The sequence below is a fragment of the Aquimarina sp. EL_43 genome (assembly GCF_943422735.1).
Taxonomy (GTDB): domain Bacteria; phylum Bacteroidota; class Bacteroidia; order Flavobacteriales; family Flavobacteriaceae; genus Aquimarina; species Aquimarina megaterium.
Window position 1 is genome coordinate 5530510 of the sequence record NZ_CALSBR010000001.1, and the last position, 23507, is coordinate 5554016.

19 protein-coding genes are annotated in these 23507 nt (G+C 35.6%); 2 read left to right on the forward strand and 17 right to left on the reverse strand.

Going from position 1 to position 23507, the window contains the following annotated elements:
* Window positions 1-398: 398 nt before the first annotated feature.
* Both NNL09_RS23610 and NNL09_RS23615 read right to left on the reverse strand, forming a co-directional pair.
* Window positions 399-737, reverse strand: coding sequence for a GIY-YIG nuclease family protein (locus tag NNL09_RS23610; RefSeq protein WP_196911928.1), 339 nt, complete (start codon window positions 735-737; stop codon window positions 399-401).
* Between the two features lie 102 nt (window positions 738-839).
* Window positions 840-4376 carry a tetratricopeptide repeat protein gene (locus tag NNL09_RS23615; protein ID WP_196911927.1) on the reverse strand — a complete coding sequence of 1179 codons (3537 nt, stop codon included), beginning with the start codon at window positions 4374-4376 and terminating at the stop codon, window positions 840-842.
* Between the two features lie 554 nt (window positions 4377-4930).
* On the opposite strand from NNL09_RS23615, the gene NNL09_RS23620 reads away from it, so the two are divergent.
* On the forward strand, window positions 4931-5287 hold the full coding sequence (locus tag NNL09_RS23620; protein WP_034245825.1) for a hypothetical protein: 357 nt from the start codon (window positions 4931-4933) through the stop codon (window positions 5285-5287).
* 115 nt (window positions 5288-5402) lie between these two features.
* On the forward strand, window positions 5403-5624 hold the full coding sequence (locus NNL09_RS23625) for a hypothetical protein (RefSeq protein ID WP_196911926.1): 222 nt from the start codon (window positions 5403-5405) through the stop codon (window positions 5622-5624).
* Window positions 5625-5998: 374 nt separating this feature from the next.
* Here the strand turns inward: NNL09_RS23625 and argH are convergent, their stop codons facing one another.
* The 15 genes from argH to ilvD all read right to left on the reverse strand — a co-directional run bounded on the left by argH (window position 5999) and on the right by ilvD (window position 23475).
* Window positions 5999-7276: an argininosuccinate lyase gene (argH, locus tag NNL09_RS23630; protein WP_196911925.1), complete on the reverse strand. Its 1278-nt coding sequence runs from the start codon at window positions 7274-7276 to the stop codon at window positions 5999-6001.
* Between the two features lie 94 nt (window positions 7277-7370).
* Entirely contained in the window at window positions 7371-8432 is a 1062-nt protein-coding gene (locus tag NNL09_RS23635) for a M20 family metallo-hydrolase (RefSeq protein WP_196911924.1), read from the reverse strand.
* A 6-nt stretch (window positions 8433-8438) separates the two neighbouring features.
* The gene (gene argB, locus NNL09_RS23640) at window positions 8439-9248 is read right to left on the reverse strand and encodes an acetylglutamate kinase (RefSeq protein ID WP_317193932.1); all 810 of its coding nucleotides are present in this window, start codon (window positions 9246-9248) and stop codon (window positions 8439-8441) included.
* On the reverse strand, window positions 9235-10182 hold the full coding sequence (locus tag NNL09_RS23645) for an N-acetylornithine carbamoyltransferase (RefSeq protein ID WP_196911923.1): 948 nt from the start codon (window positions 10180-10182) through the stop codon (window positions 9235-9237). Before NNL09_RS23645 ends, argB begins: the two co-directional genes overlap by 14 nt.
* 9 nt (window positions 10183-10191) lie before the next feature.
* Window positions 10192-11334: an aspartate aminotransferase family protein gene (locus NNL09_RS23650; protein WP_196911922.1), complete on the reverse strand. Its 1143-nt coding sequence runs from the start codon at window positions 11332-11334 to the stop codon at window positions 10192-10194.
* Between the two features lie 13 nt (window positions 11335-11347).
* The gene (proC, locus tag NNL09_RS23655; protein WP_196911921.1) at window positions 11348-12142 is read right to left on the reverse strand and encodes a pyrroline-5-carboxylate reductase; all 795 of its coding nucleotides are present in this window, start codon (window positions 12140-12142) and stop codon (window positions 11348-11350) included.
* A 41-nt stretch (window positions 12143-12183) separates the two neighbouring features.
* Complete coding sequence (gene argC / locus NNL09_RS23660) at window positions 12184-13161, reverse strand: N-acetyl-gamma-glutamyl-phosphate reductase (RefSeq protein WP_196911920.1); 978 nt, start codon at window positions 13159-13161, stop codon at window positions 12184-12186.
* On the reverse strand, window positions 13158-14348 hold the full coding sequence (locus NNL09_RS23665) for an argininosuccinate synthase (RefSeq protein ID WP_025664155.1): 1191 nt from the start codon (window positions 14346-14348) through the stop codon (window positions 13158-13160). Before NNL09_RS23665 ends, argC begins: the two co-directional genes overlap by 4 nt.
* On the reverse strand, window positions 14336-14977 hold the full coding sequence (locus NNL09_RS23670; RefSeq protein WP_025664154.1) for a GNAT family N-acetyltransferase: 642 nt from the start codon (window positions 14975-14977) through the stop codon (window positions 14336-14338). Before NNL09_RS23670 ends, NNL09_RS23665 begins: the two co-directional genes overlap by 13 nt.
* 556 nt (window positions 14978-15533) lie before the next feature.
* A complete protein-coding gene (locus NNL09_RS23675) occupies window positions 15534-16088 on the reverse strand; it encodes a hypothetical protein (RefSeq protein WP_025664153.1) in 555 nt (184 codons plus the stop codon).
* Window positions 16089-16267: 179 nt separating this feature from the next.
* Window positions 16268-17536 (reverse strand): threonine ammonia-lyase IlvA, encoded by a 1269-nt coding sequence (ilvA, locus tag NNL09_RS23680; protein ID WP_196911919.1) that lies wholly within the window; start codon window positions 17534-17536, stop codon window positions 16268-16270.
* Window positions 17537-17649: 113 nt separating this feature from the next.
* The gene (ilvC, locus tag NNL09_RS23685) at window positions 17650-19125 is read right to left on the reverse strand and encodes a ketol-acid reductoisomerase (protein WP_196911918.1); all 1476 of its coding nucleotides are present in this window, start codon (window positions 19123-19125) and stop codon (window positions 17650-17652) included.
* A 168-nt stretch (window positions 19126-19293) separates the two neighbouring features.
* Entirely contained in the window at window positions 19294-19827 is a 534-nt protein-coding gene (gene ilvN, locus NNL09_RS23690; protein WP_025664150.1) for an acetolactate synthase small subunit, read from the reverse strand.
* A gap of 78 nt (window positions 19828-19905) precedes the next feature.
* The gene (gene ilvB, locus NNL09_RS23695) at window positions 19906-21639 is read right to left on the reverse strand and encodes a biosynthetic-type acetolactate synthase large subunit (protein ID WP_196911917.1); all 1734 of its coding nucleotides are present in this window, start codon (window positions 21637-21639) and stop codon (window positions 19906-19908) included.
* 159 nt (window positions 21640-21798) lie between these two features.
* On the reverse strand, window positions 21799-23475 hold the full coding sequence (ilvD, locus tag NNL09_RS23700) for a dihydroxy-acid dehydratase (protein ID WP_196911916.1): 1677 nt from the start codon (window positions 23473-23475) through the stop codon (window positions 21799-21801).
* Window positions 23476-23507: the final 32 nt, after the last annotated feature.

The window sequence follows — 23507 nt, forward strand, 5'->3', positions numbered from 1 at the left end:
GATACTTTAAATTCACATCTAAAAGATATCATCAACAAGTAATCTATTGCTATTACTGGCCCGCGCACAGGGTTGAGGTTTCCGCGCAACGAGGGAGCCTTACCTTATTGCAGGGATTGGTTTTCCCCTTGCGGGGGAAGGTACTGGTATACCGCTGGTCGATAAAAAGAGTGCGGGGAAGGGTATCTCTATTGCGCTGATCGATATACCTATACCGATGATCGATAAAAGGAGTGCGCGAAAAGGTATTCGTATTGCGAGGATTAATATACACGTACCGATGATCGGTAAATAGTCTGTGAGAAGCTCAAAATAATCTTTTGACACTACCTGTCATAAGTTTATCTAAGAACTTAGGATGATGGACATACTTATAATTATTAATTAAAAACGTAATGTCAGTCTGAGCCTGTCGAAGACCCATTATTTTTATCAATGTTATTTCCAAACTGGGTATAATTTTTAGAATATTCAACCAATTTATCCCAATTCTCTTCAATTAAAGCTATTTTCTTTCTTCTACTCCATCCTTTTACTTGCTTTTCTATCTGTATGGCTTCATTTGGGTTAGTACATATTTCAAACCATTTTAAAACAACTGGTCGTTTATTATAGGTATAACTATCTGGCTTATTACCTGCATTATGCTCATTCATTCTTCGTTCTAAATCATTCGTCATACCGGTATAAAAAGAACCATCACTACATTCGACTATATATGTATAATAGTATTTCATTATTAAAATTTTATTTTCTCTATGTTCAATCTCCTTCGACAGGCTCAGGATGACAAGGCTAATAATTATTAGTATAAACAATGGTACTTCAATATTAAAATTTCACACTCTACTCCTTCTCCTATACCAAAACACCCCTACTCCTATCAACACTAGTACTATCAATGCTACCCAATACCACAAGGTGTTGCTTTCAAAAACAATCGGTGACGAATCTCCTACCAGGTAAAATCCTCCCCAATAGAACGGTTGTGTACGATTGATATTTGCCGTCGCCAGGTATTGCAATTTGGCTTGTTGCAATGCTTTTGCCTTATTCATCCCTGCTTTAAGGTTGGTATAGAAGTATTGCATCAATTCTGGAGTGGTTTGATCTGATACTTCCCAACTGCTTAAGAGCAAACTTTTAGTACCCGCATATTGAAAAGCACTACCTAAACTCATAATCCCTTCTCCCTTAGCAATCTTACCGGTACCCGTATAACAGGCGCTAAGTACAGTAAGCTCTGCCGGAATATCCAAAGCAAATAATTCGTGGCTATACAACAGGTTATCCTCTATCGTATTTTTACTTTTGGTAAAATAAAGTCTTGAATTCTCTGGTCGTTCATTGTCTACATCCCCATGCAATGCCAGGTGAAGTATCGCGTACCGTCCTGCATTTTTCTTAAAATTAGCTTCTATGGCTTGTGATCCATAATAATATTGCCCATCGATAATATTAGAGATCGCTTTGATCTCTTTTCGTGTTCCCGGAAGATCAATACCGGTACTTCTTAGCGCGGCCAAACTCATTGTATTGGTCGTTATCGTACTATCTGAAAACGAAAATGCCAGGCACTCCTGCCGTTGTTGTGTGAGCTGTTCACTTTTATCTTTAGCAAATAACAAGTTAGCCGCATTGGCATAGGTAATCGCATATTCTTTAAGCAAATATGATAAGTCTGCGGGGTTATTTGTTGTATCTTTTTGAGTTAGCAATAACTCAAAATTTAAATGCCATAGCGGCCCATCGGGAATGATAATCAATTCATCATCTGCAAACGTGTCACCCTGTCGAAGAGTATTGGCAATCGGAGAGATTAATCGGTTGTATAAAGCATATGCCGTTGTTTTATAGGCTGCCAGGTTTTGTGACGCAATGGCTTTTCGTAGTTGTTCTATAGTAGTCGTAAGATTGGGAGTCGCTAATTCTTGTACTGTAATCTTATCTTTTGAAATCGTAAAAGCATAAGTGATACGATCTGAAGTAAAAAACTCAAGTACTGTAGTATTATCGTTTAGATGGCGCTGAATATCACGAACCGTAACAAGAGTGTTCTCATGTTTAAGCTGGTAATATTTTGGGTAGTTCTGCTCTAATACTGCTGTTAGTGAATCTTGCCTATTGCTAATGTCAAATAGTGTATTCTCATAACGAACCATTTTTAGAGAATCTTTAGTACTCATCCTGGATCCACTGTAGAGTTCTGTGATTTTAGATTGATAAAATGCTTTATCAATCCTTAATTCTTTTTCTAATGCTACAAGATCCGCTGGTAATCCTGTATACGTTTTGGCATTGGCATCAGTAAGTAGTTCTTTTAAGGTATTGGCTTTACTTTTCTCGGCATAGTAAAACGCCTGTTCTAAAGAGGATTGCTCTTTTTTCGTATCGTATACTAGTAATTGTGTGGCTATAGCACCCTGGTATACTGCTGCTGCTTTTTGGGCAAAACGCACCTTGTCCTGGTAGTTGGTATACGTTTCCCTGATCGTATGGATAAGGGCATCTGCTTTTTGGTATGTTTGGATTGCATCGTTAAGATCATTAATATCGTTACTTTCTGTATACAAAGCAGTATAGGTTTTGGCTTTGCCTAATAAAGAGCTTAACAACACATCTAAGTTTAAGTAGTGCTCTGAGGTAAAAGTTGCCTTGGTTTGGGTATCAGGCTTAATATTAGCAGCTATAGCTTTATTATAATACGTTAAACTGCTTGCAAACTCTTTTTGTGTAGCATACACTTTTGCAATTTTAGTATAGGATTGTGCAACTTTGGGGTGATGCTCACCAAATACATGTTGTCGTATGGCTAAGGCTTTTTGATAATGTTCTAAAGCTATATTATAATCTGTTTTGGCATGATATATATTACCGTTACTCTCATAAGAATCTGCGACAAAAGGATTGCTTATTCCATAAATAGCAATCCTTATTTTTAAAGCTTTATCAGCATAGTTAAGTGCTTTATCATACTCTTTTTTTAAACTATACAACTCTCCAATATCACTATAAGATTCAGCTACATTAGAATTATTTTGATCAAATAGCTTGGTTCGTATTGCTAGGGCTTTTTTATAATACTCTAAAGATTGATCATACTCTTCTTTTAATCTATAGACATTACCAATATTATTATAGTTAAGTGCGATATGTGTACGATTGTCTCCCCTTCTTTCAACATTAGCATGTAGTGCTTTCTTATAGTATTTTAAAGCTTTATCATAGGCTCCTTTATCTTTATATACTACACCTACATTATTATACACTGCATGGGTATATTTTTTACTTCCATTAATATTTATTGCTTGATTATAATAATATAGTGCTTTCTTATATTCCCCTCTATTCTTATAAATTAAACCCATATAATTAAGAGCAGTAACAATACTAGCTTTTTCATTTCCATTAACTGCTACAGATAAATACTTTTCAAAATAAGGAAGTGCCTTATCATATGCTCCTTGATTTTTATAAGCAAGGCCAATAACTCTATAACATATAGCTATATCTTTATGATTTCTATCCAGTATATTGATTCTAATTGATAAAGCCTGATCAAAATATGGTAATGCTTTATCATATTCTTCTTTTATATCATATGTAAGTCCAATATTGAAATAAGACATAGCAGTTCTTAGATCATATCCTCCTAATTGTTCTTCTCGAATGATTAAAGACTTTTGATAATACCATAATGCTTTATCATATTTACGATGCATAAAAAAGATATTACCTATGAGAATATAAGAATATGCAATATCAAGATGATTTTCGCCAAAAGCTTTAATTCGCATATCAAGAGCTTTCTCTTGATACTTCATTGCTTTGTTATAATCTTTTTTCACATAATACATATATCCTATTCGAGAATATGAATTTGCAATAGCAGGATGGTCTTTTGCATAAATTCTTGTTCTTATTTTCAACCCTTTTTCATAATAGTCTAAGGCAGTTTTATAGTCTGAATTATTAGATTCATAATATTCACCTATATTACCATAAGCACTAGCCTTTTCCCTATTATCTTCCGGGAGATATATCTTACTTATTTCTAGTACTTTTTGTGCGTTTTTATAGGATTCATCATAGGTTGCATTTCTCCATTGGCTTTCAGCAATTTTATTATAACATCGGGCAACACGTTCCCAGGCGTTGGCCTTTTGGTAGATGGGTAAGGCTTTCTTAAAATATACTACAGCACTATCTAGTTTTCTATCGTTTAGTAATACATCTGCTTTGGTAAAATGTTGTGAGGCAACTGTAGTGTCGGTTACCGTTTGGGTATAACCAAAGGTGGTGTATAAAAAACACATACCAATAACACAGTATAGAAGTGCATTTTTGTATGGTATTGATTGTATAGTGATGGTCATTAAGTTTGTTTTTCAAAAACATCTCGATACACTATGCCCAAAAGCGCAGCACTCGATGTGACATTGCAATTATATTTGTTAATAACAAAGAAACTAAAAATGTTACCATTTAGATTCCCCGAGTTATACTTAAATACATTATAAATTAATCTGTTGAGTGTTTTAATGTTTTTGAACTCCAAATTCGTCAATTCGAGTGCTTCGACCATAGGAAGAAGTGTATCGAGAATAGAATTTGGGGTCAAAAAGCTATTCTCGATACAATTTTTCTTCGCTTCACTATGAAAAACCACTCGAATTGACGCTTTTTTATAGTATTTAGTTTTAAAATACTCAACACATTAAGTTAGCATACATTTATTTGCTTCTGAGATTGTAAAAACCTGTGAGGTCTTATGTCATATAGTGTTCTTATTTTCAAAAGACTATATAATCTGTATTCTGTATTACTCGATTACTCTTTATCAAAAAACAATCTTTATTTTGAATATCAAATTATAGATTTTACCTTGGTCAACAGAATTAACTTTTTAAAATAGAATAGTTGCCCTACTATGAGTAATCGACAAACCACCAAATATGCAATCTACACAGTAGCTGTATTATCTGCTGCATTAATCAATGAGTTTATCCTAAAATATGTAAAGAAACATATCCATCAACAGGGATATCTTCTGGTATTAATAGATATGCTGGTTATCGTTTTGATTTTTGCACCTGCTTTTGCCCTGGTGACCAATTACGCAAAGAAGATTTCTAAGGCGTATCTTAAGACTTCTAAAAAATTGTCGAGCAGAAATAATGGGATCCTGCTAGGATTTATCGTTGCTATCATTATTTTGTTTATCCTTTATGCAAACATTAGACATAACATCAATGTAATCAATGATCTAAAAGCTTTGATTTCGTAATCATTATCTATTTTTTTTAATCATTAATAAGTAAATTATAACATTTATTATCTTGTTATGCTTTGGTTAATACTGTATTTTAGTACATACATTAATCAATATAAATTATTTACTCATGAAAAATTCTTTAGAAGTATTTAAAAAATTCAAAGTTTTATCCCGAGAAGAGTTAATATTAATAGGTGGAGGCAGAAGAGATCAATGTACCGCAGAGCAGGTCAATAATTGCACATTTGTACAATACTATCCAGAAGGTTCTGCAATGATGGATTGTGGAGTATCTGAAGACTCTGATGGGAATGAAGAATGGATTTCGTGTGAAGCACATATAGCGTAATCCGGGTTTAATCAAATTTCTTTCTAAAACACTAAATTACTCTGCATTTTTAATGTGGAGTTTTTCGGTATGCCATCTTACTATCCCTATTACATCATCTTTCTCTCTCATTAATTCTAAGGCATACTATATCCCTAATCATAAAAAAGACAACCCCCAGTGGTTAACAACTCCTCTGGGGGTCTAGGCTGAAGCGAAAAAATCAAACTAACTCAACTTACACTCAATTAAATATACTTCAGCTTCTCTTCAATATCATTAAGATATGCCTTTTTATTAACATTTTCAATTTTTTATTCAAGAACTACAAACTAACCCTATAGACTAGCTTGTGTTCTCACATAATTCACATGATTTTAGAAAGTGCTGTTCCCTCAAACTTCCTCTAATTTCTTTTTTATCTTGTTAAGACATAAATTATTAATACTACCACTATGGCTATGTTTTGTATTCTTTTCGGGTGTGTAACATCCCTTCTCAATATCTAATCCAATTTTTACATAGGCATCCCTAAAAGACATGCCCTGCATTACTAATTCGTTTAATGTATCTACACTAAACAGGTAATCATACTTATCATCATCCAATATATTTTTGTTCACCTTTATATTCTTAAGTGCATACATAGTCATCTCAAGAGATGCTTTTAAATCCTGAATAGCAGGTACAACTCCTTCTTTAAGCAATTGTAAATCCCTGTGGTAACCACTTGGTAAATTATTGATTAGCAAATTTAATTCGTAAGGCAGTGCCTGAATTTTATTACATTTTCCTCTTATTAACTCAAAGACGTCTGGATTTTTCTTATGTGGCATAATACTGGATCCTGTAGTAAATTCTGATGGAATACTCATAAAATCAAAATTCTGACTCATATACAAACATACATCCATTGCCAGTTTAGATAAAGTCGCGGCTACACTACTCATGGCAAAAGCGGTAGATTTTTCTGATTTACCTCTACTCATCTGTGCAGCAACTACATTATACTTAAGGGTTTCGAAGCCTAATTCTCTTGTGGTAAACTCTCTATCTATCGGAAATGAACTACCATACCCTGCGGCGCTTCCCAACGGGTTTTGATCCACAACTTTTAAAGCAGCATTTACAAAATACAGATCATCAATAAAACTTTCGGCATAGGCAGAAAACCAAAGTCCAAATGAAGATGGCATCGCTATCTGCATATGGGTATACCCAGGAAGTAACACATCTTTATATGTTTCTGCAAGGGTAAGTAAATTCTGAGATAATTCGTTAACCAGAGATTTAATTTGAAGTAGTTCCTCTTTCATATACAGATGCATCGCTACCAACACCTGATCATTACGTGATCTGGCGGTATGTATTCGCTTACCCGCATCTCCTATTCGTTGAGTTAATTCATACTCAATTTTAGAATGTATATCCTCGAACTGGTCTTCTATCACAAAAGTTCCTTTTTCTATTTCCCGCCCCAATATATTCAATTCTTTTTCAATTTCAGAAATTTCTTGGTCAGAAAGTAAATTAATCTTATGCAACATCTTAGCATGAACCAAGGTTGCCTGCACGTCATACCTGGCAATTACCATATCCAATTGCCTGTCATTACCGACGGTAAACCTGTCTATTTTTTGATCTGTTGGTAACCCTTTATCCCAAAGTTTCATTCTATATTTTTTTATATGCCTGTCTGAAAAGTAAAATTTTCAATGTCAAACTAACAATTCAGTCCTAGATTTATCTTTTCAGACAGTCTCTTATTTATACTATACCTTCTAAAATTTTGATATACAATTCGATTCCTTCTTTCACCTCATCTACATAAATAAATTCATTTGCAGAATGCGATCTGGTCGAATCTCCCGGTCCCAGTTTTAATGAAGGGCAACTCAATACCGATTGATCTGATAAGGTTGGAGATCCATAGGTACTTCTTCCTAGTCTAATTCCTGATTTTACAACAGGGTGATCTATAGCAATCGACGAGGATCCTAAATCCAGAGATCTGGGCGCGACCTCAACATATTGAGGCATGTGTTGTTTTACAATATCCAAAACCTCTTTATTTGTATAACTATCATTCACTCGTATATCTACCACCAGATCACAACTTGCCGGTACCACATTGTGTTGTTTCCCAGCATTGATCTGTGTCACTGTAGCTTTTACTTTGCCCAGGTTTTCTGATATTTTTTTAAATTCATATGTTTTAAACCACTCTATCACCTGCAAAGCATTATAAATTGCGTTATCCTCATTAGGGTGAGCGGCATGACTTGCGGTTCCTTTTACCGATATATCTAATACCAATAAGCCTTTTTCTGCCACGGCCAATTGCATTAATGTTGGTTCCCCTACAATACCAAATGCTACATTCTTAAGGTATTTTAATACACTTTTTAGTCCCAAAGGACCACTACTCTCTTCTTCTGCAGAAGCGACAATCACAAAATTGTATTGTAGTCCTTCTCTATTGTAGAAATAGGTAAATGCAGCTAATAAAGCCACCAGGCAACCGCCTGCATCATTACTTCCCAGGCCAAATAGTTTCCCTTCTTCTACAAAAGCTTTAAAAGGATCATTCGTATAGTTTCCATTTGGTTTTACCGTATCATGATGAGAGTTTAATAAAATAGTAGGTTTAGATTCGTCAAAATACGTATTATATGCCCATATATTATTGTTCTCCCTCTCAAAAGGAATATCATTTTGGATGAACCAATTCTCGATCAATTGCGCCGTTTTTTCCTCTTCTGATGAGAACGATGGTGTTTCTATTAGATGATGTAAAAGCTCAATCGCTTCACGTGTTAGTTTTTCCATTATTAGTTATAGACTTAAAGTCGTATGTTTAGTTGTGTTATCCTTTATAAAATCTGCATTTGCAATATGTACCTTATTTACTCTTTTTTGTAAAGCATCAAAGCAATTTTGAAGCTTTGGAAGCATTCCTTCTGTAATCACTTCTGCCTCTCTTAATGCTGTATATTTTTCTAAATCAATATGTTCGATTACAGAATCTTTATCTTCTATATTTTCAAGAACCCCTTTTAATTCGAAACAATAAAATAACGACACCTCATAATCAGCACTCATTTCAGAAGCTATTTCTGAAGCTATTGTATCTGCATTCGTATTAAACAATTGCCCTTGACCATCGTGGGTAACGGCGCAAAAAACTGGTGTAATTTCCTGATTCAAAAATGCTTTTATGATATCGCCATTTACCTTAACAACATCACCAACATATCCGTAATCAACAAATTGCACAGGTCTTTTCTTTGCCAGAATCACATTGGCATCTGCCCCAGTTAATCCCAGAGCATTACAATGGCGATGCTGTAAACCTGCAACAATCGTCTTATTTAATAAGCCTGCATAAGTCATTACAACGATATCCAGGTTCTCTGCAGAAGTAATTCTTCGACCATCAATCATTTCGGTCTTTACTCCTAACTGAGCTGCAAGTCGAGTAGCAGATTTTCCTCCTCCATGAACCAAAATCTTTGGGCCTTCTACTTTAGAAAAATCTTCTAAGAAAGAAGTCAATGCTTCTGGATCTTCTATTATATTTCCACCAATCTTGGCTACCAATAATCTCTTTTTCACATGTTCTCTCATCACATTAAGATTTTTCAAGTATTTTTTTTAAAATCAACTGGGCAGCATATGTTCTGTTATTTGCCTGTTCGATAACAATAGAATTTTTACTATCCAGTACTGCATCATCTACAACTACATTTCTTCGTACTGGTAAGCAATGCATAAATTTTGCGTCATTGGTTAACTTCATTTTTTTGTTTGTAATTTTCCAGGAAAGATCATTATCTATGACCTTACCGTACTCTTGATAAGCACTCCAGTTTTTGACATACACAAAATCGGCATCTTTTAATGCATTTTCCTGGTTGTAATCAATGGGCACCTGTTTAGTAATCTGACTGGCTAACTCAAATCCCACAGGATGGGTTATTACAAAATCTGCGTCCATACGCTGCATCATCTCTACAAAAGAATTAGCAACTGCCTGTGGTAAGGCTTTTGGATGCGGTGCCCATGATAATACAACCTTTGGCTTATCTGTTTTTTTATATTCGGAAATTGTTATAGCATCTGTTAATGCTTGTAATGGATGTCTGGTCGCACTTTCCATATTGATAACCGGTATAGAAGCATGGTTTATAAACCCATGAAGTACTTTTTCGCTGTAGTCATCATCTCTATCTTCCAGCTTTGCAAAAGCTCGTACTCCTAATACATCACAATATTGAGAAACTACCTGGGCAGCTTCTCTTATATGTTCAGAATTTCCCTGATCCATTATGGTGCCGTCTCCATACTCGAGCGACCAGCCTTCTCCTGTAAAGTTCATGACCATAACATTCATCCCCAGGTTTAAGGCTGCTTTCTGAGTACTCAAACGGGTACGAAGACTTGGATTAAAAAATAACAATCCTATCGTTTTATCTTTTCCCAAAGTCTTATGGGATAAAGGGTTTTTCTTTATTGCAATTGCTTCCTCTACCCAACCGGGTAAAGAGTCTATATCTTGTATTGAAAAGTAGTTGTTCATTCTTATCTCTTAAATCATTGGTTTTTCTACCAATACACTTTGTAATGCGTTTATAAATTGATCTATCTGCTTTTTCCCAATGGTTAGCGGAGGAAGAATTCGCAATAGCTTTTTATTCATTGCTCCTCCTGTAAAAATATGTTCTTCATAGATTAGTCTTTTTCTAAGTTCGCTAACCTCGAAATCAAACTCTAATCCTAGCATTAATCCTTTTCCTTTTACCTTTTGTACTCTGGGAATTTGATATGCTTTAGATTCAAAATATGCTCCTGCTATTCTTGCATTATCAATGAGATGTTCTGCTTCAATTACTTCAAGAACCGATAATGCTGCAACGCAAGCCAGGTGATTACCTCCAAAAGTGGTCCCCAGCATCCCATAATTGGGTTTTATATGTGGGGCAATTAATATACCTCCTATCGGAAAACCGTTACCCATACCTTTTGCTATAGAAATAATATCTGGTGTAATCTCATGATATTGATGTGCAAAAAAATTACCGCTCCTGCCATAACCCGATTGCACTTCATCTGCTATTAAAACAACACCAAACTCATGACATAAGGTTTCTAAGGTTGTAAAAAAAGGAGTCGTACCTTCATCTAACCCTCCTACTCCCTGTATAGGTTCTACAATCACAGCACACACGTCACCTTTTTCTAATTCAGTTCTTACGAGCTCAATTTGGTTTAACGGCAAAAAAGTGACGTTTTGCTGAGTATTTAGTGGTGCATTGATTTTAGCATTATCTGTTGCAGCTACTGCTGCAGATGTTCGCCCGTGAAAACCATTATGAAATGCTATCACCCTTGATTTTCCTGTATAAAAAGAAGCTAATTTTAATGCATTTTCATTGGCTTCGGCTCCAGAGTTACACAAAAACAATTGATAGTCATCATATCCCGATAATGCTCCAAGTTTTTTTGCTAATTTGGTTTGTAGGCTATTTTGAACAGCATTAGAATAAAAGCCTATTTTCTCTATCTGTTTTTTTATGTTTTGCACATAGTGAGGATGAGAATGACCTATTGAAATCACCGCATGTCCTCCGTACATATCCAAATATTCTATTCCATTTTTATCCACTACGGTAGTGTCATAAGCTTTTACAGGCTCTACATCATATAAAGGGTACACATCAAATAATTTCATAGTATTGGTTGTTCTATTTAATTGTATTTATTTTTTCATAAGAAGCCATCACTCCTTTTATTACCGATGAGCTTAATCCTTGGTGCTCCATCTCATTTAGACCTTCTATGGTACATCCCTGAGGTGTTGTCACCTTATCGATTTCGCGTTCGGGATGAGTTCCATTCTCTGCTACCAATGTTGCAGCTCCTATCGCGGTTTGTACAGCAATGATTTGGGCTTCATGTGGGTGAAATCCCATTTGAATCCCTCCTTGTATCATAGCTCTTAAAAATCTAAGAAAAAATGCTATTCCGCTAGCTCCTAATACCGTAGCAGCTTGCATTAGACGCTCTTCTATAATTAGCGTTTTACCAATGGTATCAAACATCTTTTGTACTATAGCTAATTCTTCTTTTACATCCTCATTAGCTGCAATACAGGTCATTGATAGTTTTTTGGCAGCTCCCGTATTTGGCATTACCCGTACTACTTTATTACTAGGAACTACCGCATTGATTTCGGCAATGGATGTACCTGTTACGGTAGAAATCAATATTTGCTCTGTTGTTACTGTATTTTTTATTTCCTGTAAAACAGCATCCAACTGTCTTGGTTGTACGCAAAGAATTACCCATTTTGCATTTTTTATAGAGGCTACTATATTTTGTGAGGTAGATACGCCTAGTTTTTCTTCAACTTCTTTTAGGTTATATTTTGATTTATCTACTACTGTAATATTAGTAGCTTCAAACAAATCACTATTGACCAATCCAGAAATTATTGATTTGCCTAAGTTTCCTCCTCCTATAATTGTTATTGTGTTCATATTATTTTTTTATACGTTTATTTCAATATGAAATTCTTTTACTAAAACGCACTTGCTTTTAATTCTAACCCTGTTTTTTCTTTTAATCCCAACATTAAATTCATATTATGAATAGCTTGTCCGGATGCTCCTTTGATTAGGTTATCGATTACAGAGGTGATGAGTAACATTCCATTTTTCTTACTAATGTGTAGTATACATTTATTCGTATTTACCACTTGTTTTAAATGAATTTCTTCATCAGAAATCACGGTAAACTCAGCCTTTTTATAGTAGGATACATACAGTTCTTTTGCCTCTTCTTCGCTTCCCTCATATTTTGTGTACATCGTAGCATAAATTCCTTTACTAAAATTTCCTCTATTAGGAATAAAGAAAACCGGGGCTTCAAAATCATGTTGCTCCTGTTTAAGGCTTTGTTTAATCTCTCCCAGGTGTTGGTGCGAGAATACTTTATAACTAGAAAAATTATTATCTCTCCAGCTAAAATGAGTGGTTCCTCCTGGCATCACACCAGCTCCTGTACTTCCTGTTGTAGCATTAATATGTACAGTATCTTTAAGTTTTCCTGCAAAAGCTAATGGTAATAACCCTAACTGAATGGCAGTAGCGAAACAACCCGGATTTGCAATATTTTTTGCTGACCTAATCTTTTCTTTTTCTAACTCTGGCAAACCATATACAAAATCTCTTCCCAGAAATTCCTGATCCTCGTTTAATCTAAAATCATTTCCCAAATCAATTACTTTGGTCATTTTTGAAAACGTATTGGTTTCTAAAAACGATCTTGACCTACCATGCCCCAGGCACAAAAACAATACATCTACATTTGAGTTTATGGTATCTGTGAACTTAAGATCTATTTCTCCTATCAAATCTGGATGTTGTTTATGAATTGGTACACCTGCATTTGTTGTGCTATACACAAAATCCAGTTTTACTTCTGGGTGATGTACCAATAACCTTAAGAGTTCTCCTGCTGTATATCCAGATCCTCCTATTATTCCTACTTGTATCATGCCTCACTTGGGTTTACATTATGATATATCTTATTAGCATTACCGTAGATTTTTATAAAACCTTTGGCATCATCAGAGGTCCACGAATTATTCATTTCGCCATACTGTCCAAAATCTGATTTCATCATATCGAAATCTGATTCGATTCCTTCCAGCGTAAAATGGTAGGGTTTCAATTTTACTTTTACGTCTCCTGTTACTGATTTTTGAGAGTCTTCCATAAACACTTCTATATTTCTCATTACCGGATCCAGATAGTTTCCTTCATGTAACAACATACCATACCAGTTAGCTAGTTGCTCTTTCCAATATTGTTGCCACTTGGTTAAAACGTGTTTTTCTAAAAGATGGTGAGCTTTAATGATTACCATTGGTGCGGCTGCTTCAAAACCAACTCTCCCTTTAATACCAATGATTGTATCTCCTACATGGGTATCCCTACCAATGGCAAAAGCACTTGCGAGTTCTTCCAATTTCTGAATGTTATTCACCGGGATATCTTTAACTCCATCTAATCCTACGAGTTCTCCTTTTTCGAAATTTAAGGTGATAACTTCTTCATTTTCTTTTTGAAGTTGACTTGGGTATGCCGTATCTGGTAATGCACGATGCGAAGAAAGGGTTTCTTTTCCTCCTACACTGGTTCCCCAAATACCTTTATTGATTGAGTACTGTGCCTTTTCCCAGCTGTAGTACACCTCGTGTTTTTCCAGATATTCTACTTCGGCCTGACGAGACAGTTTTAAATCTCTAATCGGAGTAATAATTTCGATCTCTGGCGCTAATGTTTGGAAAATCACATCAAATCTTATTTGGTCGTTTCCTGCTCCCGTGCTTCCGTGTGCGATATACTTTGCTCCTACTTTCTTGGCATATTTAATCACCTCTATGGCCTGAAAAATTCGTTCTGCACTTACAGAAAGTGGGTATGTATTATTTTTTAATACATTACCATAAATCAGATACTTAATCGCTTTATCATAAAACTCGTTTAGAATAGTCTTATTTACATGAGATGAACTTCCCAGTTCATATGCTCTTTTTTCTGTCTCCTTTAACTCTTTTTCAGAAAAACCACCTGTGTTAACCAAAATGGTATGTACATCCAGATTTTTTTCATGAATAAGATATTTTACACAATATGAGGTATCCAGTCCTCCGCTATATGCTAATACTACTTTTTCCATAACAACAATTGTTTATTGCTTGTAAGCATTGTTTGTTTAATATTTTTTAATCGTTTTAGTACTTTTTTATCGTACCACTTTTCTTTTTTCTTTACTTCTTTTAAAGGATCGTATAGCATGCCGGTACACAAGCACATTTTATGCTCTTTGGAAGTTAGAATATCATAATTTGTACATGTTTTACACCCTGCCCAAAACTTAGGATCATCTGTTAATTCGGAGAATGTAACGGGTTTATACCCCAAATCAGAATTGATTTTCATTACAGCTAATCCTGTTGTGATACCAAATACTTTGGCCATTGGATATTTCTTCAAAGAATAATTGAATGTAAATTCTTTGATTTTTTTTGCCAGACCTTGATTTCTAAAATTGGGATGTACGATTAAACCAGAATGTGCTACATATTTTTCATGACCCCAGATTTCGATATAACAAAACCCTGCAAATTGATTGCCTGATATGGCTATAACTGCATTCCTGTTTTGCATCTTTGTTTGTATATACTCTGGAGTACGTTTAGCTATACCAGTTCCTCTTACTTTGGCAGAGTCGGATATTACTTCGCATATTTCCTTTGCATGACGAAAATGATTTTCGTTAGCAATTATTATTTTTACTTTTTCCATAAACGAATCCCGCTTATTAAAGAAGCTTTTCTATTAAAATTAGTGTTGATTTTTCTGAATCCTGGTTGGTATGCGAATCATATCCCGCTATTTGGCGTGATAAGAATTCTTACTAAATACTTTAAATAGGTTATTTACATAACTATCTAAAAATTCAGTTTTTCTAAAATGGATTCGATGTCTCTAGGGGAAGTAGGACGCACCTACTTCAAAAGAATATTAGACCCCCAAGGGGCGACGAAAGCGGCGTGTGGGAATAAATGTATTACCAAAATTGTTCAAATATTGAACTTTACTCTCTGTAGATATGTAATTTACCGTTTTCATAATAGTAACTCTAAATCGTCGGCCGTAGCCCCTTTCGTTAACTAGATGGTACAATATTACGTAAAAAATTAATACAGGAAACAAATTAGTCACAAAACTGATTAACTTTTATCATTTTTATAAAATTCTAAAGCTTTGACTGTTAAATTGATATTCTATATTATGAATCTCTAACAAAAAAGACGATCTTTTCAGATCGCCTTTTTTAAATTTTTATCTTGAGTTGTTTTTATTTTCCTCCAAAAGTAAACAAAAGCCCTACATTAAATGTAAAATCACTTACTGTAGCCTTTCCATCACCTTCTCCTATTTCTCCTGCATTTAGATAAGCGGCATTAACATTAAGAATACCATATTTAAAACCAAGTGCCGGGCGAAACGAAAAATTAGAAGTTCTTGCCGTGGCTGCAACTCTTGTTCCGTTTGTTGCTGCCTCGATTTGTGCGATATCAGTAATTCCTATAGCAAGACTACCATAAGGCCTAAATCCTTCTTTTTTAAAGTAGTAACGCCCATTTACCATATAACTTCCAAAAGCAACGGTATCATAAGATAATAGACCTGCATCTGCTCCAGTTAAAAAATCTCCATGTACAAAAACAGAAACATCAATATCTTCTGTTATTCCGTATCCCAGTTCAAGGTGTCCAGAAAACCCTCCATCTGTGATATCGGCAATATCTCCAGAAGGAATAGCATAACCAACACCAAAACCAAGTTTAACCTGCGCATTTGTTGTTAATCCTAGTAAAGCAACTACAGCAAAAAGTAAAAGTTTTTTCATAATAGATTTAGTTTTTATCGTTTAAGTGCGTGAATATATCGATAAAGAGCCAAATATTGCACATTTTTATCAAAAAAAGCTAAGAAAAACTATAACCTATTGACAACAAATCTGTTGAAGGTCATAAAAAACTTGATGATTAAGGATAGGTAATACTATGCAATGTTACTTTGATCAAATCATATTAAAAACTGAAAAAGATCGGGTTTATCATTAAGGTAATCTCCAAAGAAATTAAGAGCCTTCATCCTGGAGACCAAAGGTTCCAGATCTTTCTTATCTTTTAGTTCAATCCCAACCACTGCGGGGCCATTTTCTCTACTAGATTTTTTCGAATATTCAAAATGAGTGATATCATCATTTGGGCCTAGCACTTCTCCAACAAATTGTTTTAATGCGCCTGCTCGTTGCGGAAAACGAACAATGAAATAGTGTTTTAAATCTGCATATAACAAAGCTCTTTCTTTAATCTCTGCAGTACGGGTAATATCATTATTACTACCACTTACAATACATACTACATTTTTACCTTTGATCTTATCTTTATAAAATTCTAGAGCTGCCAGAGTTAGCGCTCCTGCCGGTTCGACTACAATAGCATCTCTATTATATAAATCTAAAATAGTCTGGCACACCAACCCTTCGGGAACTGTATACATATCAGAGAGGTATTCTTTACAAATATCAAAGTTAAGATCTCCTACTTTCTGAACCGCTGCACCATCGATAAATTTATCAATATTAAAAATCTCTGTATTCTTATTATTTTGGATAGATGATAACATAGAAGGTGCTCCTTCTGGTTCGACACCAATAATTTTTGTCTTTGGCGATAAAGCCTTCATTGCTCCGCATAATCCCGAGGCCAAACCACCGCCACCAATAGCTACAAAAATGTAATCAATAGGTACATCGGTCTGCTTAAAAATCTCAAGTCCGATTGTTCCTTGTCCTTCTATAGTTTTTGGATCCTCAAAAGGATGTACAAAGGTTTTCCCTTCAGAGGTACAGGTTTCCATCGCTGCTTTATACGAATCATCAAAAGTATCGCCTTCGAGAACAATTTTTACATGATCACCACCAAACATTTGCGTCTGTGCTACCTTTTGTTTTGGGGTTACCGAAGGCATATAAACTGTGCCTTCTATTCCCAAATGATGGCAGGCAAATGCGACCCCTTGTGCATGATTACCTGCACTGGCACAAACAACTCCCTTTTCTAGTTCTTCTTGAGTAAGCGAACTTATTTTATTAAAAGCACCTCTTATCTTATAGGAACGAACACGTTGAAGATCTTCTCGTTTCAATAAAATATTAGCATCGTATCTGCGAGAATACCGAATACTATTCATAAGAGGAGTAACCATAGCCACTTCTTTTATCGTTGAAGCTGCCTTTTGGATATCCTCTAATTCAGGAAAATATGTTGTGGTGGTTATGGTACTCATAATTTAAGTTTACGCTGGTCTTTTATTACTATTCTGCCGGCTCAGATCCATCAAAGGTTACACAATACACATCTCAAAACTCCAACAGATCTGGCCTGACAAAATTAAATGTATTATACTATAGGCTTCATTGCCGTCATCGATGCTCTTAATCGAGAACCAACAACTTCTATAGGGTGATTTCTTATAATTGCATTTACTTCTATTAGCTTAGCATTATCTACTCCATTCTCTTTTCCTTCATCGTATGCTTTTCCGATAACATCGGTATCTATTTTTTTCATAAAATCTGCTAGTAAAGGCTTACAAGCATGATCAAATAAATAACAACCGTATTCTGCTGTGTCAGAAATCACACGATTCATTTCGAACAATTTCTTACGTGCAATCGTATTGGCAATAAGTGGAGTCTCGTGTAACGATTCATAATATGCAGATTCTTCAATAATTCCAGAATCTGTCATTGCTTCAAAAGCCAGTTCAACACCAGCTCTTACCATAGCTACCATTAACACGCCATTATCATAGAATTCTTGTTCAGAAATTTCAATATCTCCTGCAGGCGTTTTCTCGAATGCAGTCTCTCCTGTTTCTGCTCTCCAGGATAATAAATTCTTATCATCATTAGCCCAGTCTTCCATCATAGTTTTAGAAAAATGTCCTTGCATGATATCATCCATATGTTTTCGAAATAATGGACGCATAATATCTTTTAATTCTTCAGAAAGCTCAAATGCCTTAATCTTTGATAAATTTGATAATCGATCCATCATATTTGTGATTCCTCCATACTTCATCCCTTCGGTAATGGTTTCCCAACCGTATTGGATTAATTTAGAAGCATATCCTGGATCAATTCCTTTTTCTATCATTTTGTCAAAACATAAAATAGACCCGGTTTGCAGTAATCCACAAAGAATGGTCTGCTCTCCCATAAGATCTGATTTTACTTCGGCTACAAAAGAAGATTCTAACACTCCTGCTCTATGACCACCTGTTCCTGCTGCATAGGCTTTTGCCTGATCCAAACCATGTCCCTGAGGGTCATTTTCTGGATGTACCGCTATTAATGTAGGTACTCCAAACCCTCTTTTATACTCTTCTCTCACTTCTGATCCCGGACATTTTGGTGCTACCATAATCACCGTAAGATCATCTCTTACTTCCATACCTTCCTCTACAATATTAAACCCGTGTGAGTATGATAAAGTTGCTCCTTTTTTCATTAGTGGCATTACTGTATTTACCACTTGAGTATGTTGTTTATCTGGTGTTAAATTAATAACCACATCTGCATTAGGAATCAATTCTTCATAAGTTCCTACATTGAACCCGTTATCCGATGCATTTTTGAAAGATTGTCTTTTTTCTTTGATCGCTGCTTCACGAAGCGCATACGAAATATCCAAACCAGAGTCTCTCATGTTTAACCCCTGGTTAAGTCCCTGGGCTCCACACCCTACGATAACCATTTTTTTCCCTTTTAATGCATCTACACCTGCCGAAAACTCTTCAGCATTCATAAATCTGCATTTTCCTAGTTGTGTTAGTTGATCTCTTAATGATAGCGTATTAAAGTAATTTGCCATTTCTTTCTTAATTTGTTGTGATTTCCGTTAGGAAATTTGATTTAATTTTGATTTTTAGTTGTTTCAATTTTTATGGTGTATCCCTGAGTCAAATTCAGGGTCGGGCTATTCGTTATATCTTTTTGTTTGTCTCCTTCAATCAACCAAAAAGGATGTCACTACTATCCCTTACACAGCTTCCATTCCAAAATTTTCTAATATTTTAGAAATATGCATCTTTTCTTTGGTTATTGAAATTCTTCCAGAACGTACAAATTGCATTAAACCATAAGGTTCTAATTGATCATATAATGCCTCGACATCTCTACGTCGCCCTGTTTTTTCTAATACAAAAAACTCTGGAGTTACGGTAACGATATTAGCATTACTATCCTTTATTACATTCTGGATTTTACGTTCCTCGAATAACAGTTTCGAAGCAATCTTAAACAAAGCGGTTTCCTGATAAATGGTCTCATCATCTTTATGATAAAAAGCTTTAATCACCTCTATTTGTTTTTCAATCTGTCCGATAATCTTTTTTACCTGTTCTTCGGTTATGCTTACCACTATTGTAAAACGAAATACATCCTTAATCTCTGATACCGAAGCAGTAAAACTCTCAAGATTGATATGTCGTCTTAAAAATATTGCCGAAATCCTGTTCAACAATCCTATATTATTTTCGGTATACACCGATATGGTATAATTTTCTTTTTTCATTGTTAGTATATTGTATGATTGTATACATCCTGGCCCAAGTCTATACTGATTTAGACAAACCAGAACAACAAAATCGTATTACTCTAATCTTATATCCGAAACTGATGCTCCTGTAGGAATCATCGGAAATACATTATTTTCTTTCTCTACACATACTTCTAAAAAATATGGTTCTTTGCTTGCTATCATCTCTGCGATTGCTTCTTGCAAATTTTCTCTTTTGGTAACTCTTGTAGATTTGATATGATACCCTTCTGCTATTTTTATAAAATCTGGATTTACCATCTCTGTAGACGCATATCGCTTATCAAAAAACAGTTGCTGCCATTGGCGTACCATTCCCAGAAAATCATTGTTTAGCACTACGATCTTTACCGGTACTTTGGTCTGGAAAATCGTACCTAATTCCTGTATTGTCATTTGGTATCCACCATCTCCTATAATTGCTACGACTTCTCTATCCGGAACTCCCATTTTTGCTCCAATCGCTGCTGGTAATGCAAACCCCATTGTACCTAAACCACCAGAAGTAATATTACTCTTAGATTTATTAAACTCTGCATATCTACAAGCAATCATTTGATGTTGACCAACATCGGATACAATAACTGCATCGCCTTTGGTTTCTTTATTAATTCCTCTAAGTACTTCGCCCATAGAAAGCCCTTCCTGGCTAGGGAACAATTCTTCTTTAATTACTTTATCATATTCTATTGCATCATAATCTCTAAACTCCTGTAACCAAGAATCATGAGAATTTGACTGTACCATTGGAAGTATCTGTGACAGCGTATCTTTAACATCACCCATTACCGCAACATCAACTTTTACATTTTTATTTATCTCTGCCGGATCAATCTCAAAATGTACGATTTTGGCCTGCTTGGCATAGGTCTCTAAATTACCAGTAACTCTATCATCAAAGCGCATTCCGATTGCTAGTAGTAAATCACATTCGTTAGTTAGCTTATTGGGCCCGTAGTTACCATGCATACCTACCATTCCTACATTTAACGGATGTGAAGTTGGCAATGCAGAAAGTCCCAAAATAGTCCATGCAGATGGTGTTCCTGATTTCTCTATAAAGTTTTTTAACTCCTCTTCTGCTTCTCCAAGGATTACCCCCTGGCCAAAAACAACCATCGGCTTTTTTGCTTTATTTATAAGCTTAGCTGCCTGTTCTAGGCTTTTTAGATCTGTTTCGGGTACAGGTTTGTAACTACGTACGCCTTTACATGTTGAGTATGCAAAGTCTAGTTCACCAAACTGTGCATCTTTTGTAATATCGATTAACACCGGGCCTGGTCGACCAGAACGAGCAACATAAAAAGCTTTTGCCAATACTGCAGGAATATCTTCGGCTTTGGTAACCTGGTGATTCCATTTGGTAATTGGTGTAGAGATTCCTATAATGTCTGTTTCCTGAAACGCATCTGATCCCAGCAAGTGCGATCCTACCTGGCCTGTAATACATACCATAGGTGTAGAATCTATTTGTGCATCTGCGATTCCCGTTACAAAATTAGTAGCTCCCGGTCCAGAAGTAGCTATCGCAACCCCAACTTTACCACTTGTTCTGGCATATCCTTGTGCTGCATGAGTTGCTCCTTGTTCATGCCTGGTTAATACATGATGTAACTGATCCCTATATTTGTATAACTCATCATAGACTGGCATTATGGCTCCGCCAGGGTATCCATAAATTAAATCTACTCCTTCTGCCAACAGACACCGAATTACTGCCTCTGCGCCTGTCATACGCTCTGTTGATATTTTGGTTTCTTTTTTTAACGTTTGCGTTTGTGTTTCCATACACTCTTATTTTAGAGGCTAGACCTTTAGAAACTAGAGTCTAGACTTTTTTTAGATTCTGATCTTCATCAGAATGATAATTTATCTTTTATCAGCATCAAATGCTGTTCTTTTTTAGATTCTGATCCCGTTCTTCAACAGGATTACATATTGCCAGAATTAGAATTCATCGGTTACACATCCTTGTGATGCAGAGGATACTGTATGTGCGTATTTGTACAGTACTCCTTTATCAAACTTTAATGCTGGTTGAACCCAGGAAGCTTTTCTTTTTTCGATCTCGGCTTCACTAATATCTACAGTAATCGAGTTGGTCTCTGCATCAATAGTAATGATATCTCCATCTTGTACTAAAGCAATCAAACCTCCTTCTTGTGCTTCTGGTGTGATATGTCCAACAACAAATCCATGCGTTCCTCCAGAAAATCTTCCATCTGTAATTAAGGCTACGTCCTTACCTAAACCAGCTCCCATAATAGCGGCAGTAGGTTTTAACATTTCTGGCATTCCCGGTCCTCCTTTTGGACCTTCGTATCTTATGACGACTACATCGCCTTTTTCTACTTTTCCATCTCTAATACCATCATTAGCATCATATTCTCCATCAAAAACTTTGGCTTTTCCTTGAAAACGCAATCCTTCCTTACCTGTAATTTTTGCAACACATCCGTCTTCAGACAGGTTACCAAACATAATTCTAAGGTGTCCTGTTGGTTTAATTGGATTTTCTATTGGTTTAATAACGTCCTGTCCTTCTGAAAGATCAGGGACATCTAATAGATTTTCTGCAATTGTTTTTCCGGTAACGGTTAAACAATCTCCGTGTAGTAATCCTTTCTTTAGAAGATATTTTAATACCGCAGGAATTCCTCCAACTTCATGCACATCTTCCATAAGATATTTACCGCTTGGTTTAAGGTCTGCCAAAAACGGTGTTTCGTCACTAATTCTCTGAAAATCTGCTAATGTAAACTCTACATCCGCTGCTCTGGCAATTGCCAAAAAGTGTAATACAGCATTCGTAGAACCACCAAGTACAGTAACTAAACGTATTGCATTTTCGAGTGACTTTCTGGTCACTATATCTTTAGGTTTGATATCCTTTTCTAATAGCGTTCGCATAGCACGACCTGCCTGGATACTTTCTTCTTCTTTATGTTTACTTATTGCTGGATTCGAAGAGTTGTAGGGTAAAGACATTCCTAATGCTTCGATTGCAGAAGCCATAGTATTGGCGGTATACATTCCTCCACAAGCTCCTGCTCCCGGACATGCTTTTTCTATGACACTTTTATATTCTGATTGGGATATTGTACCGGCTACTTTTTCTCCCCAGGCTTCAAAAGCAGAAACTACATCTAATTTTTTGCCTTCATGACATCCAGATGCTATAGTTCCTCCGTAAACTAAAATCGAAGGACGGTCTAATCGAAGCATTGCCATTAATGCCCCTGGCATATTTTTATCGCAACCAACAACAGTTACCATACCATCATAAGACATTGCCTGTACCACAGTCTCCATCGAATCTGCAATTACATCACGAGATGGTAATGAAAAACGCATTCCTGGTGTTCCCATAGAAATCCCATCGCTTACTCCAATAGTATTAAATATGAGCCCGACGACATCCTCTTCTACTGTTCCTTGTTTTACCAATTTAGCAAGATCATTAAGGTGCATGTTACATGGATTCCCTTCATAACCTGTACTGGCGATTCCGACTAATGGTTTATTAAAATCCTCATCGGTTAAACCAATTGCGTGAAGCATTGCCTGTGCGGCAGGTTGCGTGTCATCTTGAGTGACTTGTTTACTATACTTATTGATGCTCATTTCTTTTTTGAATATCAGTTTTTACGAATTAT